The sequence below is a fragment of the Sphingobacterium micropteri genome (genome assembly GCF_014692515.1).
In the GTDB taxonomy this organism is placed as follows: Bacteria; Bacteroidota; Bacteroidia; order Sphingobacteriales; family Sphingobacteriaceae; genus Sphingobacterium; species Sphingobacterium micropteri.
The window spans coordinates 32,045-47,232 of sequence record NZ_JACOIK010000020.1; the positions used below are offsets into that span (position 1 = coordinate 32,045).

A 15,188-nucleotide genomic window follows, 5' to 3' on the forward strand; every position below is an offset into this window, starting at 1 on the left:
TATGAGTCACGAACTGTTATTTTTTGGAGGGTTTATTGTATTCATTGTCCTCATGCTCGCTATTGATTTAGGATTGTTCTCTAAGAGTGACAAGCCCGTATCATTTAAAGCAGCGGCTATTATGAGTGCCGTTTGGGTTTTCTTTGCCCTGGCATTCGGATTAATACTGTACATCTGGGGGAATGAGCTACACAATGTCCATGATTTCGCTCGACTGAAAGAGATCATTGCGAAGCATTATCACAACATTCGCATCAATGAGAACGATTTGGCCGCCAGTATTCAACTCTACAATAAGACGCTAAGTCTAGAATACCTTACGGGTTATGTCGTGGAATATGCCTTGTCGGTAGACAATATCTTCGTTATGGTACTTCTATTTTCGTCTTTTGGTATACCAGAAAAATACTACCATAAGGTTTTGGTCTGGGGAATTATTGGTGCTATTGTCCTTCGCTGTATATTCATTTTTGTTGGAGCAGCACTAATTGCGAAATTTGGCTGGATACTTTATGTTTTCGGGGCTTTTTTGGTCTATACCGGAATCACAATGTATATCAATCGAAACAAGGAGGAAGAAGTCGATCCTCAAAATCACCCAGTAGTGAAATTTGCCTCTAAATACTTTAAGGTAACCCCTCGATTGGACGGTGGTCGTTTCTTCCATATAGAAAACGGTGTGAGATACATGACACCTTTGTTTTTAGTATTATTGGTTATCGAATTTACCGATTTAATTTTTGCGGTGGACTCTATACCGGCTATCTTTTCGGTAACAAAAGATCCTTATATTGTATTCTTCTCCAATATCTTCGCCGTCTTGGGATTGCGTTCGATGTTCTTCCTTTTGGTGAATATCATTGATAAATTCCATTACCTAAAAGTTGGGTTGGCATTTCTATTGATTTTCATTGGCGCAAAAATGCTACTGCACAGCTGGCTGGAAGAATTCGGTTTCCAAACAGTTCACTCCTTGATTATTATTATATCGATTTTAGCGATTAGTATAGTGGCGTCATTAGTGTTTCCGAAAAAAGAAGAGGTGTAATTTCTTCATTTTTTTCCTTGATGAAAAAAACGAAGCAAAAAAAATCAAGGCTTGCAAGGTTCCGCTACCTTTACTTGTCTATTCCTAAACAGAATGGAACTCGCTATCGCTCAGACAACATTCTGTTTTTGACGGAATAGCCTGTGTAAAGCTGGCCGCGGAACAATGCGAGGCCGATTTAATCCGCATCACCGCTATTTATTATTGTCCACTTTGATTTACGCAATTGCCCCCCCTCCTTTAACCTTTAAGGTCGCATCCGGATGTTTGAGGTATGTAGAAACTCATCCTTAGCTCTATCCACTCCTCTCAAATATCCGCAGCGACGAGTTTTTTGCGTACTTTTTTGAGGTAAAAAAGTACATAAAGATCAATTAATAAAATCTCCTTGTTGGTTTACTGCTTTGACATAAGGGTTAGCATACTTATCCATAATAATAGCAAATTGATAGCGGCTAACAAAAGCTTCTTCGTCAAAACTACCTTCAAATTTTAACCTTGCCGACCATTCTTTCTCTATCTGCTGGCTTATTTCGTCTCCGCGGAGCCCAACGAATTTAATTAATGACAGAAAATCTTTCCATTGGAAATAGTCACCTTTATTATCTAAAAACCACAACTGACTACGGGAGTATAATCTATCGAAAATAGGTTCTACTTCTTTAAAACTGACATGTTCATCTTTTTGGAAACGAAAACTTTCATCTTTATGTAGATTTGGCAGTACACTTGCTAATCCAAAGCGTTGTAGCGCATAAAAATGTATATCACTGATCGGCACATCTTGATAGGGTAAAATACGAGCTTTATATGTCATTAATTCGGTTTGTAACTTTCGAACGTCCACCTTATCCGCAGAAGTTTTAAAAAATGCTAAGTAAGCTGCCGTCGCGCCAACAGCTTGCCCCACGGCAGCACGAAAAGGGCTTAACGCAAGATCGTCCTGGAGCAACTCCGCTACTCCTCTAAAATCAAAAAAACCTTCTTTTTCTCCGGCAAAAATATTTTCTAGTTGTACACTATATAGACTATCACCGATTTCTCCTGCGGCCACTAATGTACGTACTTGGGCCAAAGATAATGTACCGAGCGGTTGCATTGGTGTGATATTATTATCCCAAGATATAGCCGCTAATTTGGATAGCGCTTGTTGCTGGGATGCATCGACTATACACCTTATCACATGCTTATGTTTACTAGATACCTGTACCTCCCAATCGCGTTTCCGTCGCTTGATGGACAATACATCTTCTCCCCTTATTACCGTTAATTGAGGTAGCTTTCGCAATATTTTCTCTACCGCATTCTGAAATAGCCGAGGATTCATTTCTCGTTTGACAACCGTCGCCAGTGAATCATCCGGGGATTTCGCAAGTGCCATTTCCATCAAGATCTCCATCCAAATCCCACCATCCGTATGCGTCATGCTCTCTATCTGTATCTGTCCACCCGAAAATTCAGGCATCAGTTGTTCTCCATCCACCAGCCATATTGTCGGAACACTCGATTTAGCACTCTGCACGGCCACCGAGAACGCTAACAGATCCGACCCGTATACGAGAACTTGGGGTTTCTTTGCTTTTTGCCCAAAACAGGGTTGTGCAACGATCAATAATAAAAGAAAGATATTGCTTATGAGATATTTCATATTCGAAAATACAGAATTTTCTTCTTCTTTTCCCATTGATGGAAAAGAAGCAAAAGATCTAGGCTTGCAAGGTTCCGCTATCTTTACTTGTCTATTCCTAAACAGAATGAAACTCCCTTCGGTCAAACAGCATTCTGTTTTTAACGGAATAGCCAGCGTAAAGTTGGCCGCGGAACAATGCGAGGCCGATTTAGTCCGCATCCCCGCTAGTCATTATTGATCGCGTTAGCTCCCGCTATTCCCCTTCTTTGGAGGGGTGCCCGTTTAACGGGCGGGGTGGTCACTTTGCCCTATCCCATCCTTAACACTTAATGTCGCATCCGGATGTTTTACGACTGTACAAACTCATCCTTAGTACTATCCCTAATGTAAAACATTCGAAGCGACGAGGTTTTGCTTCTTTTTACGGGAAAAAGAAGACAAAAAAAAAGTAACTTTGCAGTTATGTTAAACGAAGAAAAACCACTCAATTTTATTGAGGAGATTATCGAAGAGGATCTCCGCAAAGGCACCCATGACGGACGTGTTCTGACACGTTTTCCGCCGGAGCCGAATGGTTATCTCCATATCGGTCATGCCAAGTCCATTTGTTTGAACTTCGGGCTTGCCCAGAAATACAATGGAGCAACCAACCTACGTTTTGACGATACAAACCCGGTCACGGAAGATACCGAGTATGTGGAGAGTATTAAACAGGACATCCAGTGGTTAGGTTTTCAATGGGCAGAAGAATTATATACGTCGGATTATTTTGAGACGCTCTATACGTATGCAGTAGATTTAATTAAAAAAGGATTGGCATATGTAGACGATAGTAGCTCTGCGGAAATTGCGGCTTCTAAGGGTACGCCAACCGAACCGGGTATTCCTACGCCTTATCGTAACCGTAGTGTGGAAGAAAATCTTACGCTTTTTACGGAAATGCGTGAGGGTAAATATAAAGACGGTGAAAAGGTGCTGCGGGCAAAGATAGATTTGGCAAGTCCGAACATGCATTTACGTGATCCCTTGTTATATCGTATAAAACACGCTCATCATCACCGCACAGGAGATAAATGGTGTATTTATCCGATGTATGATTTTGCACATGGTCAATCAGATTCCATCGAAAAAATCACACATTCTATTTGTACACTGGAGTTCATTCCACATCGTCCGTTATATGATTGGCTTATTGAAAAACTAGAAATATTTCCGTCCAAACAATACGAATTTGCTCGTTTAAATATGACTTATACCGTGATGAGCAAACGTAAATTATTACAACTGGTTAACGAGAAATTTGTAGAAAGCTGGGATGATCCCCGTATGCCAACTATTTCGGGACTAAGGCGTCGTGGCTATACGCCAGCCTCTATACGTAATTTCTGTGAGCGCATCGGTGTTCAAAAACGAGAGAATATGATTGATGCCGGCTTATTGGAATTCTGTATCCGGGAAGATCTCAATGCCACCGCTTGGCGCCGAATGGCTGTATTAAACCCAATTAAACTGGTTATTACCAATTATCCAGATGGGCAAACGGAGGAATTAATTGGGGAAAATAACCCGGAAGTAGAAGGTGGAGAAGGTTCTCGCATTCTTCCATTTTCCAACGAACTTTGGATAGAACAGGATGATTTTATGGAAGAACCTCCGAAGAAATTTTTCCGGTTAGGTCCTGGCCTTTCCGTACGATTAAAGCATGCATACATCGTTCAATGTCACGATTTCACAAAAGATGAAAACGGGAACATAACAGAAATACAATGTACCTATGTACCTGATTCGAAATCAGGAGAAGACACTTCGGGATTAAAAGTAAAAGGAACTATTCATTGGGTATCAGCGGCACATGCTAAAGAAGCTGAGGTTAGGCTGTATGATCGTTTGTTTAATGAAGAAAACCCTGCTGCTGCAGAAGATTTCAAAGCCTCTATTAATCCAAATAGTTTACAAATTATTAATAAGGCTTATATAGAGCCCGATTTAGCGACAGCAGAAGCGGGTAAAGGTTATCAGTTTATCAGATTGGGTTATTTCACCCTAGACACTAAATCTACAGCAGAGCAACTCGTGTTTAACCGCACCGTTACGCTAAAAGATAGCTGGGCTAAAGAGATTAAGAAAGGATGATAAAATAAAAAAGAGGCATAATGCCTCTTTTTTATTGCTTAATCTGTTCCTAAGCCAGTCGTTCCACAATTTTCTTTGTCGGTCCGGGATTACTCATCGTATAAAAATGTAATACAGGAGCACCAAATTTGATAAGTTCTTTACATTGCTCCACGAGCCATTCCTCTCCTACCTGACGCACATCCGCATTTGTCTTACAATCTTCTACTGCATCGCTTAGTTCCTCTGGAATATCCAAATGGAAAATCTTAGGCAATGTAATTAATTGCCTTTTGGTAGTCAACGGCTTGAGTCCCGGAATGATAGGGACATGAATACCGTTGTCTCTACATTTTGTCACAAATTCCTTATACTTCTCGACATTGAAAAACATTTGCGTCACAATAAACTCTGCTCCCATTTCCACTTTCTTCTTGAGCCACTTAAAATCCGTATTGAAATTAGGAGACTCAAAATGCTTCTCCGGATAACCCGCAACACCTATACAGAAATCGGTTTTTGCAGAACTTTCGATATCTTCATGCAAATATTTCCCCTTGTTCATATCAACAACTTGCTGTAGCAAGTCCGTTGCATAAGCATGTCCGCCGGGTGTGGGGACGAAATCAGGATCACCTTTTCTCGCGTCACCGCGAAGTACGAGCACATTATCTATACCCAAAAAGTTCAAATCGATAAGTGCATTTTCTGTCTCTTCTTTCGTAAATCCCCCACAAATCAAATGAGGTACAGCGTCGACTTTGTATTTATTCATAATGGCTGCACAGATAGCGACCGTACCGGGTCGTTTTCGATACGCGACACGTTCTAAAAGCCCACTAACATGTTGCTTATAGAGGTAGTCTTCCCGGTGATAGGTGACATCAATGAACGGAGGTTTGAACTCCATCAGCTCATCCATTGTCTTAAAAATACTCTGAATACCTTGTCCCTTTGCGGGAGGTAATAACTCGAATGAAAATAAGGTCTTTCCGTTTGCGTTTTTTATATGGTCTACGATCTTCATTTTTATCTAAAAGTTACGAAAGATATGGAAGTTATAGAAGTTATGCAACTCTTGCTATCACTATCGATACATTTCTACCAATCCTTCCGGCAATTCTACTTCTATTACTTGTTCCTCCTCATCAATTCCCATAATAAGATCTTCACTTAAAGGAAACATTAATTCCTTTCCATCAAAATCAACCGTAGCGATAAATTGCTGTGGAAATTCCTGTACCGTGATTATTTCACCAATTTCACCTTCGTGCTCATCAATAACGAGATAGCCCACTAAATCGGTATAGCGAAAATCGTCTGGATCTCTTTCCGGCATTTTATCGTTGGGCAGATATACCTTCCTTTTTATAAGCACTTTTGCTTTGTCCACATGATCTACGTCTTCTAAGTTCAGGTAGGCCGTACTATTGTTCTGCAACTTTATACTATCCACAAAATAGGGCACCAATTTTTTGTCTAGCTCCAAAAATAGCACGTCCAAATCCAGATCGACATAATCTTCAAATTCAAAAAAAAGTTGCATTTCCCCTTTTAATCCGCGGGTTTTTGTGATATAACCTATATAGAATGCCTCGTTGATGTTCATAATAGTATATTTACTAAAAAAGCCGAATTTTCATAAACTCGGCTTTCTTGAATCTGTATGAATAATAATTATCCTTCAGTTTCTTCTGTGTTTGCAGCATCTTCTACTGTTGCTTCAGGAGCCTCTGCGGGAGCTTCCGCCTCCACTTCTTCTTCTGTAGCTTCAGTTTCTTCTTCAGCTGGTGCGTTTTTAGCAGCAAGAGCGGCAGCTTTTTCTGCATTTTTCTTAGTTTCTGCAGCAAGAGCAGCTTTTTTAGCCTCTTCTTTCGATTGAACTAAACCTGTTTTCTTACCTTCGATCTTAGCACTCTTCTCCTCCAACCACTTCGCAAATTTCTCTTCTAATTGAGCTTCGTCAAAAGCACCTTTCTTCACACCACCTTCTAAGTGTTTTTTGTAAAGAACACCTTTGTAAGAAAGGATAGCACGAGCGGTGTCCGTAGGTTGTGCACCTACATTCATCCAGTACAATGCTCTGTCGAAATCCAAAACGATAGTTGCGGGGTTTGTGTTTGGGTTGTAAGAACCTAAACGCTCAATGAATTTACCATCACGTGGAGCACGTGAGTCTGCTACTACTACATGATAAAAAGGTTTGCCTTTTTTACCATGTCTTTGCAATCTGATTTTAGTTGCCATTCTTTTTTAATTGTTTATGTATTCAACATATCCCCCGTACTTCGCGTAAGAGGGGATGCAAAGATAGCAATTAAAAACTAAAAAAAGAAAAATAGAGCTTGCAAGTTCATGGAAGATAATTAAAATTTATCTACAGTAATTGCTTGGTTGAAAACTATTCATACGTAACAACTGTTCGCTGCATGGTGCCATCACCTTCTCCAACAATTTCCGTTGGCAATTCCAATGCATTGAAACGATAACTATATGTTGTCTTTCCGTTAAATAGCGGCGAATTGATCTCCATCTCTCCACCGGTATTAAGATCTGTCCAACGAATATCTCCACTCTCCGGCGGCGTCCATCTATCATCTACCCCTTCCATGTCTACCTCAACCTTACTTGTCGCCATCGTATGGGCACTTACCACTTCACGCAGATTATACGGATGGAATCCTAACTGCGTATAAATCTTCGCTAAATGATGAGGATTTATTAAATAAGTATAGGAACTATTCATTTTAAAAGGATGTGGAGTATAAGGATGATTTACCATGGGAGACAACGGGAGATGAAGATAGCTCGTGAGTTGACTTGCGACAACATTTGCACCGTCATAGAAATACTTCACCTCTTCTTCCTCTCCTACATAAACCATACGAGAAGGGAGTGTCCAGCTCATTTTCCGGTACTTAATAGAAGACGGCTTACGGCCTATACCCTCATAACTAAACCTAGCCAATACTATATCAGCTACCATACTCCCGTTATCCGAATTTACAGCCCCCTGCTCCGAAAAGTATATATATCGCTGATAAAGACTGTCTATCCGAACCTCATTTAATCTACCTTGTGTATCCCAATGATAGCTTAAGCGCTCTATATACTCTTCATTCCGGTATTCATCTTCGACTTTTCGTTCTATTCGGGAATATTCCACACGTCCGTTAGCACCATAGTAGAACGCTTTATCATTAACTTTTTTTAAACGCCCCGCGGCATCATATTCAAAGGTGTAAGTCAATCCCGTTGTAGAAGTTCCATACCCCCCCACTGTGCTGATCTCCAAGCTCGAAACCCTATCGGATAAAGGAGCTTCCATATCATCGGATGCACAGGCTGCTAATAAAACGCAAACCAATAGGATGTACAGTACTTTTTTCACAATGTTAATTAACTAGTAGTTACCATAATACACAAACTTACATAAAATGCTTAGCATTTACGAATTGATTTTTAAATGAATTTATGCATGCTTCTAAAAAGAAACAAAAAGCATAATGCTAAAAAGGTAAAATAGGAAGAGTAATTCACTTTTATCTGCAATATAATTGCGATACATATATAAAAGAAGGGGGAAAATAGTTACTTTGTAGCATGAAGACTGTTGCGCCTTTAAAGATATTGAAAGCCTCGGCCGGCTCAGGGAAAACCTTTAGCCTAACACTCCACTACCTTACCTTGCTGTTATCCAATGAAAACAGCTACCGGGAAATTCTAGCGGTGACGTTTACGAATAAAGCCACGGCAGAAATGAAAGAACGTATACTCGGCGTTCTACGAGGGTTGGCAATAGCTGATAAGCGTCAAAAAATTGAGGATTTCAGACAGCTATTACTCGAACAATTCGCGGAATGGGATGAATCACAATTGCAACAAAAAGCGCATACTATATATCGAAAAATATTACACGATTACAGTCACTTTACCATCAGCACAATCGACGGATTTTCACAAAAGGTAATCCGGAGTTTTACGTATGAACTTAATCTCGATGCGGCCTATAAAATCGAGATGAATACTGCGAAGGTTAAGCAAGATTTATCGGTGATGCTCAATCAGCTGTTGGACGAGCGTCCCGACCTGCTCACCTGGATTATGGCATTTGCCGAGCAGAAAATCGCCAACAATGAAAACTGGAACTACCGGCAACAGCTGGTAAATTTGGCTAGCTTGATTTTTACAGAGAATTTCCAGGAGTTTAATGCTCATCTGGCATCTGCACAAGTAGAAGATGTTTTCACGCTATTGAATAGAGATGTACAAGAGAAAACTGCTTTTTTTCTAGACACGTTAAGCCAGACCATCCGGACATTCTCCACGACATTCCGTTCATTAGGTATCACTGCCGACGAGTTAAAAGGGAAAACACGCAATAAGTTATATACAGCTAGTAGAATCAGTATCAATGTTCATAAAACATCGACTACCGAACTCCAAAAGCTTTTTACTCGATTTTTAGCTTTGGTAGATGATGAAGATGCCTATACCGCATCCGACAAGCATTTTCGCCTAGACATTAAGCAGGCTTTGCAACCTATTCTCCAACAATTTACAGAACTTTATCGTTTATTTCCCAACTATATTGGCTATCAAGCCGTGCAGAACAACCTGTATTATCTGCGCCTACTAAAGGAAATGAGCGATTTATTAAGCCAATGGAGAAAGGATAATGGTGCCCAACTCATTTCTGACGCCCAAATCCTACTCAATCGACTTGGTTTAGACGAACAAAATGATCCCACCTTTATTTGGGAAAAGATCGGAAACCGATACAACTACTTTCTGTTTGACGAATTCCAAGATACTTCCCGCATTCAATGGAAAAACTACAGTCCACTACTTATCAACGCACTAGGGCACTCGAAACAGCAATTCCATGAGCATTTAATCGTAGGCGATGTCAAACAAAGTATCTACCGTTGGCGGAATGGCGACTGGCGTATATTATTACAGCAGGTAGAAGAACAGGTAGCACAGGCCTTTCATTTATCCGAAAAACAACGTTCCGATTTTATCGAAAATGGTTCCCTGGAGACGAATTTCCGAAGCTACCCCCATATCATAGCGCTGAACAACTATCTTTTTAGTAGTATACCTCAAAAACTGCAGGCTGTGTTAAATGATAAAGTACAGCAAGAGCTAGATGAAGATGGACAGCGCTGGTGGGTCACCTCCGGAAATGCACAAATGCTCATCAAAGCCTATGAAAACAGTGTTCAGCAGGTAGCTCCACACCGGCAAAACTCATCCGAAAAAGCAGGTTCCATTGAGGTTCGATATCTGCCGGTACGAGATGGCCGCTATAGACGGAATCAAGTAATAGAAAACGCACTTCAGCTCGTTTGTGAGAAAATCAATAGCTGGATTTCTTCTGGTCGTTACACTTCCAAACAAATAGGTATACTTGTCAGAAGCAATACGCAAGCACGTTTGGTCATCGAATCTTTAATGCACTACAAAAATAAGGAAGGTCTTGACTTCGAAATCATATCAGGCGACGCGCTGTCCTTATCCTCCAACGATGCCATTTCGTTACTCATCGAAACGCTGAAAGCCTTGGTATATACTTCCGATAAACACATCGTGTACCGGGCAAGGATGGCTTACCTATATCAATCTATCCGCAAACAAGGCACATTTGATCCTGATTTTTGGTTAACATTTAAAAATAACGATATCCAGGAGCTAGCAGCAATCCTTCCATCGTCATTAGTAGCGCAATGGGCAAAACTTCAGCAATTCCCCCTCATACATCTCATCGAACAGCTTATAGAGATATATGGCTTACATGAAACCGACAACATTCATCTTCCTTATATCTTGGCGCTCAAGGATATCGTTTCGGCATTCTCTGCCCGGGGCGAACGAGGCATCAGCCAGTTTTTACAATATTGGGAAGAAGATGGCAGCAATGCTTCCTTGCCTGCCAATGGCAAAGTAGACGCCATTGAGGTAACGACTATACACAAATCAAAAGGTTTGGCCTATGACGTTGTGATGCTTCCGTTCTGTTCTTGGGATATAGATGGAATGGTGAACGGTGATTTCTGGATCGATACCGCAGATTCTCCTTTTGAGGTATTCGGAAAAATTCCTATTAAATACAACGGTAGCGTAGGGCAATCTATCTTTTATAAACAATATTATGAGGAGATGCTATTTAACTATATGGACGCCCTGAATACTTTTTATGTAGCCAGCACACGCGCTATACAGCATCTATACATTCTGGCTCCGGCTTATAAGGAAACGGTCGATAAGAAAACGGGAGAAATACTTGGATTCGATATCAAAAGCGAATACATCAGCGATATGCTCCATCAAGTTTTATCAGATAGCAACTCGCCGTTTCCGCTTCAAAACAATCAGCTGCTGATGGATCACTCTCTTCCTCATCCCACCAAAGACGATGCGCCATCCCAGCAAGATAGTGAAACGCTAATTGCTTTATCTTCTTATCCTATTTCATCCGAGCTGCAAAATGCTTTCGATAAATCCCACAAACGGAGCATCAATAATATATTGATGCTCGAAAAAGCTGCGCAATATGGCATACTGGCGCATGAAATCATGTCTGAAATCTCTACGGAACGAGAAATTGACGCATTGGTCGATGATTACATCGAGAACGGTATCCTAACAGCAGAAGATCGTCCGTTTATTCTTCAGGAAATTCATCAGATATGGCATCATCCGGTAATTAACCGCTGGCTTACCGGGAACTACAAAATATGGAATGAAGCAAGCATCATTTTGGAGAATGGAGAGACCATCCGTCCAGATAAGGTTTTTACCAGCGACCAAGAAACAATAGTACTCGATTTTAAGTTTACAAAAGGCGATTATGCCGACCATCAATGGCAAATAGATAGCTATAAAAAAGCATTGCGCAACTTAGGCTACAGCCATATAAGGGGCTACCTATATTATGCGAAGATTAATGAATTAGTTGAAGTTGAATAATCGGGAACAAATAATGAATAAACCTTTCTTATATACTGTTGCAGAAGATATATACCGTCGTTTTGGAAACGATCTGTCCGACATCGCTATCGTATTCAACAACAAGCGTCCGATCACTTACCTCAAGAAACACTTAGCAGAGGTTTATGGCAAAGCGATCTGGTCACCCCAGTTTTTCACGATCCAATCATTTTTTAAACAGGCTACGGATGCCTCGGAAGCATCTCTCCTCAGCCAATTCTTCTATCTTTTCGAGCTACACAACGAACTGCTAATTGGAGAGGGCTCTGAACCGGAAACATTGGAAGATTTTTATCCAATTGCAGAAATCATATTGCGCGATTTCGGACAACTGGACTATGAGCTTGTCGATGTCGACCAGATATATATGGAACTCTATGACACGACAAAAATTGACATTGCCTTTCAGCATTTCACGGTCGAACAGCAGCATTTTATCCGGCAATTTTGGCAATCGTTCTCTGTTGCTGGCCATAGCGGACTGCAGCAGCGCTTCCTGAAACTTTGGCGACGACTTCCGATATTGTATAAAGCATTCAAACAAAAGCTAACACAAGAAAAACAGCTGCATTATCCCAGTCTATACCGGCAGCTTGTAGAAGGTAACGTGACCCATCCCCATTTTACAAAAGCATACAAAAAAATATTGTTTGTGGGATTTAATGCCCTCAGCAAAGCTGAGGTTCATCTTTTCCAAAGATGGCAAGCGGAAGATGAAGCTCTGTTCTATTTTGATGCCGACACCTATTACCTGGATGATAAAGAACAAGAAGCCGGTCTGTTTATCCGTCGTAACATAAAAAGTTATGGGTTAGTTAACGCCCTGGGAGAAAGCCAAGCGATATTGGGCCATAGACAGAGCACCGTCCATCTCTATGCCTGCAGCGGTAAAAACAGCCAGACCAAGCTTTTACACGATATATTGCTCGCTTCAGCGTCGTCTGCGAAAAGTGCCGCTATCTTGCTTGCGGATGAAAGCTTACTGGTACCCCTGCTTCAAAGTTTGCCGGATGTAAAACCAAACATTACAACAGGCTACCCGCTAACACAATCGCCAATATACGGCTTGCTAGACTTATGGATGGATGTACAGGAAGAAATTTCGCACGACAAAAGGCGCAAGATCGCTTTCCAATATGTAGAAACTTTTGTGAATCATCCATTAACCGGCGTTTCCGTAAAAGAACGGGAGGCTCTATTCAAAGACATCACCGATAAGCAGCAGTTTGAAATCGATGTGGATAGCATCCGCTTGACGAGTACGGTGTTTACGTCGTTCTTTAAACCATTATCGACTTCCGTTCTACTCATTCCGACCCTCATTCAATTGCTAGATAGTTTGCTCGTTTCGATGACAGCGCAGGACCGTGTGGGCCAAATTGACAGCAACCTTATTATCGAGACCAAGAAAGTGCTCAACCAGTTGCATCAAGGCTTATCAAACTTAGGCTCCACATCAATAGCCTTCCAGCTCGGCTTAATTCGAAAAGCCATCAATCCAATCAATGCGGCCATCGAGGGAGATCCGCTAAACGGACTACAGATTATGGGTCTATTGGAAAGCCGCTGTCTCAACTTTGACCACGTATACATACTCGGTGCAAACGAAGGCATCCTTCCCCAAACATCTAGTTCCCCGACTTTTTTGCCCAATAGTTTACGACGAGCTTACCAACTCCCAATCTTAGAGAACCAAGACGCACTTTCGGCGTATCTTTTCTATCGACATTTTCAATATAGCGATGGTCTTCATGTATTTTACAATAGTTTAGTCGACGAGAGTAGCACCGGCGAAGAAAGCCGTTTTATAAAACAGCTGCAGTTCGAGAGTAATTTTCATTTCAAGATATACACTCAACAACAACCAATTCGTTTCCAGGACACTCCTGATGAATTAGTTATCCCTAAAACGGGTGACGTATGGAAGCAATTATGGGAGATGTTCGTCGTACGAAAGAAAAACTTATCGGCTACCGCCTTAACCAGCTACCTACAATCGCCACTACAGTTTTTCCTGAAGTACGTTGCCGAGATCAAGGAACCTCCCACCATTTCACAGGAGTTTGAAATGAACCGGCTAGGCACGGTTATCCACAATGTGATGGAAACGATCTTGAAGCCATACAAAGGGCTAGCTGATTTTACACCTACCAAACAACTCGCATCTACCTTAGATCAGTTGGACAGCTTAGTCGTTCGCGAGATCGGCACACAATATCACAACGAATTATTAACGATCGACGACTTAAACAGCATGCAACGTATTATGCATAAAATAGCTTCCGCCTATGTCGCGGTCTATATCGAATACGACATCGCCCATTACAAAGCCTTTCGCATCATAGAACTGGAAAATGATGAGGATTACAGCATCGATTTCCCGATCCTTATCAACGGAAAAGAAGAAACCATCCGCTTATTTGGTATCATTGACCGTGTGGACGAGGTACTTACCCATGACGGTCAAGTAAAAACACGTATTGTCGACTATAAAACAGGCGGCGATAGTGTCGAATTTAAAACTATCGAAAAAGTATTTGCTGCCAACACCGAAAACAAAGCGCTGGTGCAAACATTGTTTTATGCGTATGTATTTGAACAAGTAACAGGTCGAAAACAATTAGAACCTCATTTATACGTTGCACGTCGTATGCGCGAAGACGGTACTTTATTCCGAGTACGGACCGAAACATTGGAAGAGGAAAGATTGCTCACTATAAAAGAAGACTTTATAGTGTTTCTCCGGGCTACATTAGAAGAGATTTTTAATCCGGATGTCCCTTTTAAACATACTCCGGAAAGTAAGGTGTACCCGTCCGATCCCTATACCTTATTTTATCGGAATGCAACGGAAGATGTGGAGGAATTTTTATAGATATCTGGTAGGTTGCGGCATTGGCCATTGTAATCCATGCCGTATCCTACAACGAACTCTTCACCGATCTCAAAACCGACATATGCGATATTGTCAAATGCATGTTTTATACATACAGGCTTCATCAATAGGGCACACACCTCGATGTTTGCAATCTGAAGTCTTTCCAGTGCTTCCATCGTGTGTTTTAGCGAATTTCCCGAGTCGATAATATCTTCGACAATGATGACATTACGTCCTGTTAAATCCATCCCTACGCCCACCAATTCATGAATTTGATCCTGTGTAGTTCCATTATAAGACGCCAGTTTCACAAAAGACAGCTCACATGGAATATTGATCTCTTTCACAAGATCGGCCATAAACATGAAACAACCATTCAACACCCCCAGAAAGACAGGATTCTTATCGGCGTATTTCAAACTGATATCCATGCCCATCGACCGGATACGTTCTTTTATCTGACCATGATCAATAAAAAGCTCAAAATTTAAATTGTCTATTTGGATATTTGCCATCTATTTAGATCT

Annotated in this window: 11 protein-coding genes; 5 read left to right on the forward strand and 6 right to left on the reverse strand. The window is 41.1% G+C overall.

Annotation, left to right across the window (positions count from 1 at the left end; all coding sequences use genetic code 11):
* Position 1: 1 nt before the first annotated feature.
* The gene (locus H8B06_RS20155; protein ID WP_190995990.1) at positions 2 to 1,048 is read left to right on the forward strand and encodes a TerC family protein; all 1,047 of its coding nucleotides are present in this window, start codon (positions 2 to 4) and stop codon (positions 1,046 to 1,048) included.
* A gap of 370 nt (positions 1,049 to 1,418) precedes the next feature.
* Here H8B06_RS20155 and H8B06_RS20160 read toward each other — a convergent pair whose 3' ends face one another.
* Positions 1,419 to 2,696, reverse strand: a complete 1,278-nt coding sequence (locus H8B06_RS20160; RefSeq protein ID WP_190995991.1) for a hypothetical protein — start codon at positions 2,694 to 2,696, stop codon at positions 1,419 to 1,421.
* Between H8B06_RS20160 and H8B06_RS20165 the strand changes: the two genes are divergently transcribed.
* Together H8B06_RS20165 and H8B06_RS20170 are read left to right on the forward strand one after the other, a co-directional pair.
* Positions 2,683 to 2,916, forward strand: coding sequence for a hypothetical protein (locus tag H8B06_RS20165; protein ID WP_190995992.1), 234 nt, complete (start codon positions 2,683 to 2,685; stop codon positions 2,914 to 2,916). The two genes, H8B06_RS20160 and H8B06_RS20165, sit on opposite strands and share 14 nt — an antisense overlap.
* Before the next feature lie 224 nt (positions 2,917 to 3,140).
* Positions 3,141 to 4,811, forward strand: coding sequence for a glutamine--tRNA ligase/YqeY domain fusion protein (locus tag H8B06_RS20170; RefSeq protein ID WP_190995993.1), 1,671 nt, complete (start codon positions 3,141 to 3,143; stop codon positions 4,809 to 4,811).
* 49 nt (positions 4,812 to 4,860) lie between these two features.
* Here H8B06_RS20170 and metF read toward each other — a convergent pair whose 3' ends face one another.
* The 4 genes from metF to H8B06_RS20190 form a co-directional block, all read right to left on the reverse strand.
* Entirely contained in the window at positions 4,861 to 5,817 is a 957-nt protein-coding gene (gene metF / locus H8B06_RS20175; protein ID WP_190995994.1) for a methylenetetrahydrofolate reductase [NAD(P)H], read from the reverse strand.
* 60 nt (positions 5,818 to 5,877) lie between these two features.
* Complete coding sequence (gene rimM, locus H8B06_RS20180; protein WP_190995995.1) at positions 5,878 to 6,399, reverse strand: ribosome maturation factor RimM; 522 nt, start codon at positions 6,397 to 6,399, stop codon at positions 5,878 to 5,880.
* A 68-nt stretch (positions 6,400 to 6,467) separates the two neighbouring features.
* Positions 6,468 to 7,037: a 30S ribosomal protein S16 gene (locus H8B06_RS20185; protein ID WP_190995996.1), complete on the reverse strand. Its 570-nt coding sequence runs from the start codon at positions 7,035 to 7,037 to the stop codon at positions 6,468 to 6,470.
* 154 nt (positions 7,038 to 7,191) lie between these two features.
* Positions 7,192 to 8,181, reverse strand: a complete 990-nt coding sequence (locus tag H8B06_RS20190) for an RHS repeat protein (protein ID WP_190995997.1) — start codon at positions 8,179 to 8,181, stop codon at positions 7,192 to 7,194.
* A gap of 212 nt (positions 8,182 to 8,393) precedes the next feature.
* Here H8B06_RS20190 and H8B06_RS20195 point away from each other — a divergent pair, with 212 nt between their 5' ends.
* Both H8B06_RS20195 and H8B06_RS20200 read left to right on the forward strand, forming a co-directional pair.
* Positions 8,394 to 11,762 (forward strand): UvrD-helicase domain-containing protein, encoded by a 3,369-nt coding sequence (locus tag H8B06_RS20195; RefSeq protein WP_190995998.1) that lies wholly within the window; start codon positions 8,394 to 8,396, stop codon positions 11,760 to 11,762.
* Between the two features lie 13 nt (positions 11,763 to 11,775).
* Positions 11,776 to 14,658: a PD-(D/E)XK nuclease family protein gene (locus H8B06_RS20200; protein WP_190995999.1), complete on the forward strand. Its 2,883-nt coding sequence runs from the start codon at positions 11,776 to 11,778 to the stop codon at positions 14,656 to 14,658.
* On the opposite strand, the gene hpt is transcribed toward H8B06_RS20200, so the two are convergent.
* Positions 14,619 to 15,176, reverse strand: coding sequence for a hypoxanthine phosphoribosyltransferase (gene hpt / locus H8B06_RS20205; RefSeq protein WP_190996000.1), 558 nt, complete (start codon positions 15,174 to 15,176; stop codon positions 14,619 to 14,621). The two genes, H8B06_RS20200 and hpt, sit on opposite strands and share 40 nt — an antisense overlap.
* Positions 15,177 to 15,188: the final 12 nt, after the last annotated feature.

Coding starts and splice junctions, on each gene's coding strand:
- H8B06_RS20170 (WP_190995993.1), top strand. CDS start 3,141: ATGTTAAACGAAGAAAAACCACTCAATTTTATTGAGGAGATTATCGAA.
- H8B06_RS20200 (WP_190995999.1), top strand. CDS start 11,776: ATGAATAAACCTTTCTTATATACTGTTGCAGAAGATATATACCGTCGT.
- H8B06_RS20195 (WP_190995998.1), top strand. CDS start 8,394: ATGAAGACTGTTGCGCCTTTAAAGATATTGAAAGCCTCGGCCGGCTCA.
- metF (WP_190995994.1), bottom strand. CDS start 5,817: ATGAAGATCGTAGACCATATAAAAAACGCAAACGGAAAGACCTTATTT.
- H8B06_RS20160 (WP_190995991.1), bottom strand. CDS start 2,696: ATGAAATATCTCATAAGCAATATCTTTCTTTTATTATTGATCGTTGCA.
- rimM (WP_190995995.1), bottom strand. CDS start 6,399: ATGAACATCAACGAGGCATTCTATATAGGTTATATCACAAAAACCCGC.
- H8B06_RS20165 (WP_190995992.1), top strand. CDS start 2,683: ATGAGATATTTCATATTCGAAAATACAGAATTTTCTTCTTCTTTTCCC.
- H8B06_RS20185 (WP_190995996.1), bottom strand. CDS start 7,037: ATGGCAACTAAAATCAGATTGCAAAGACATGGTAAAAAAGGCAAACCT.
- H8B06_RS20155 (WP_190995990.1), top strand. CDS start 2: ATGAGTCACGAACTGTTATTTTTTGGAGGGTTTATTGTATTCATTGTC.
- hpt (WP_190996000.1), bottom strand. CDS start 15,176: ATGGCAAATATCCAAATAGACAATTTAAATTTTGAGCTTTTTATTGAT.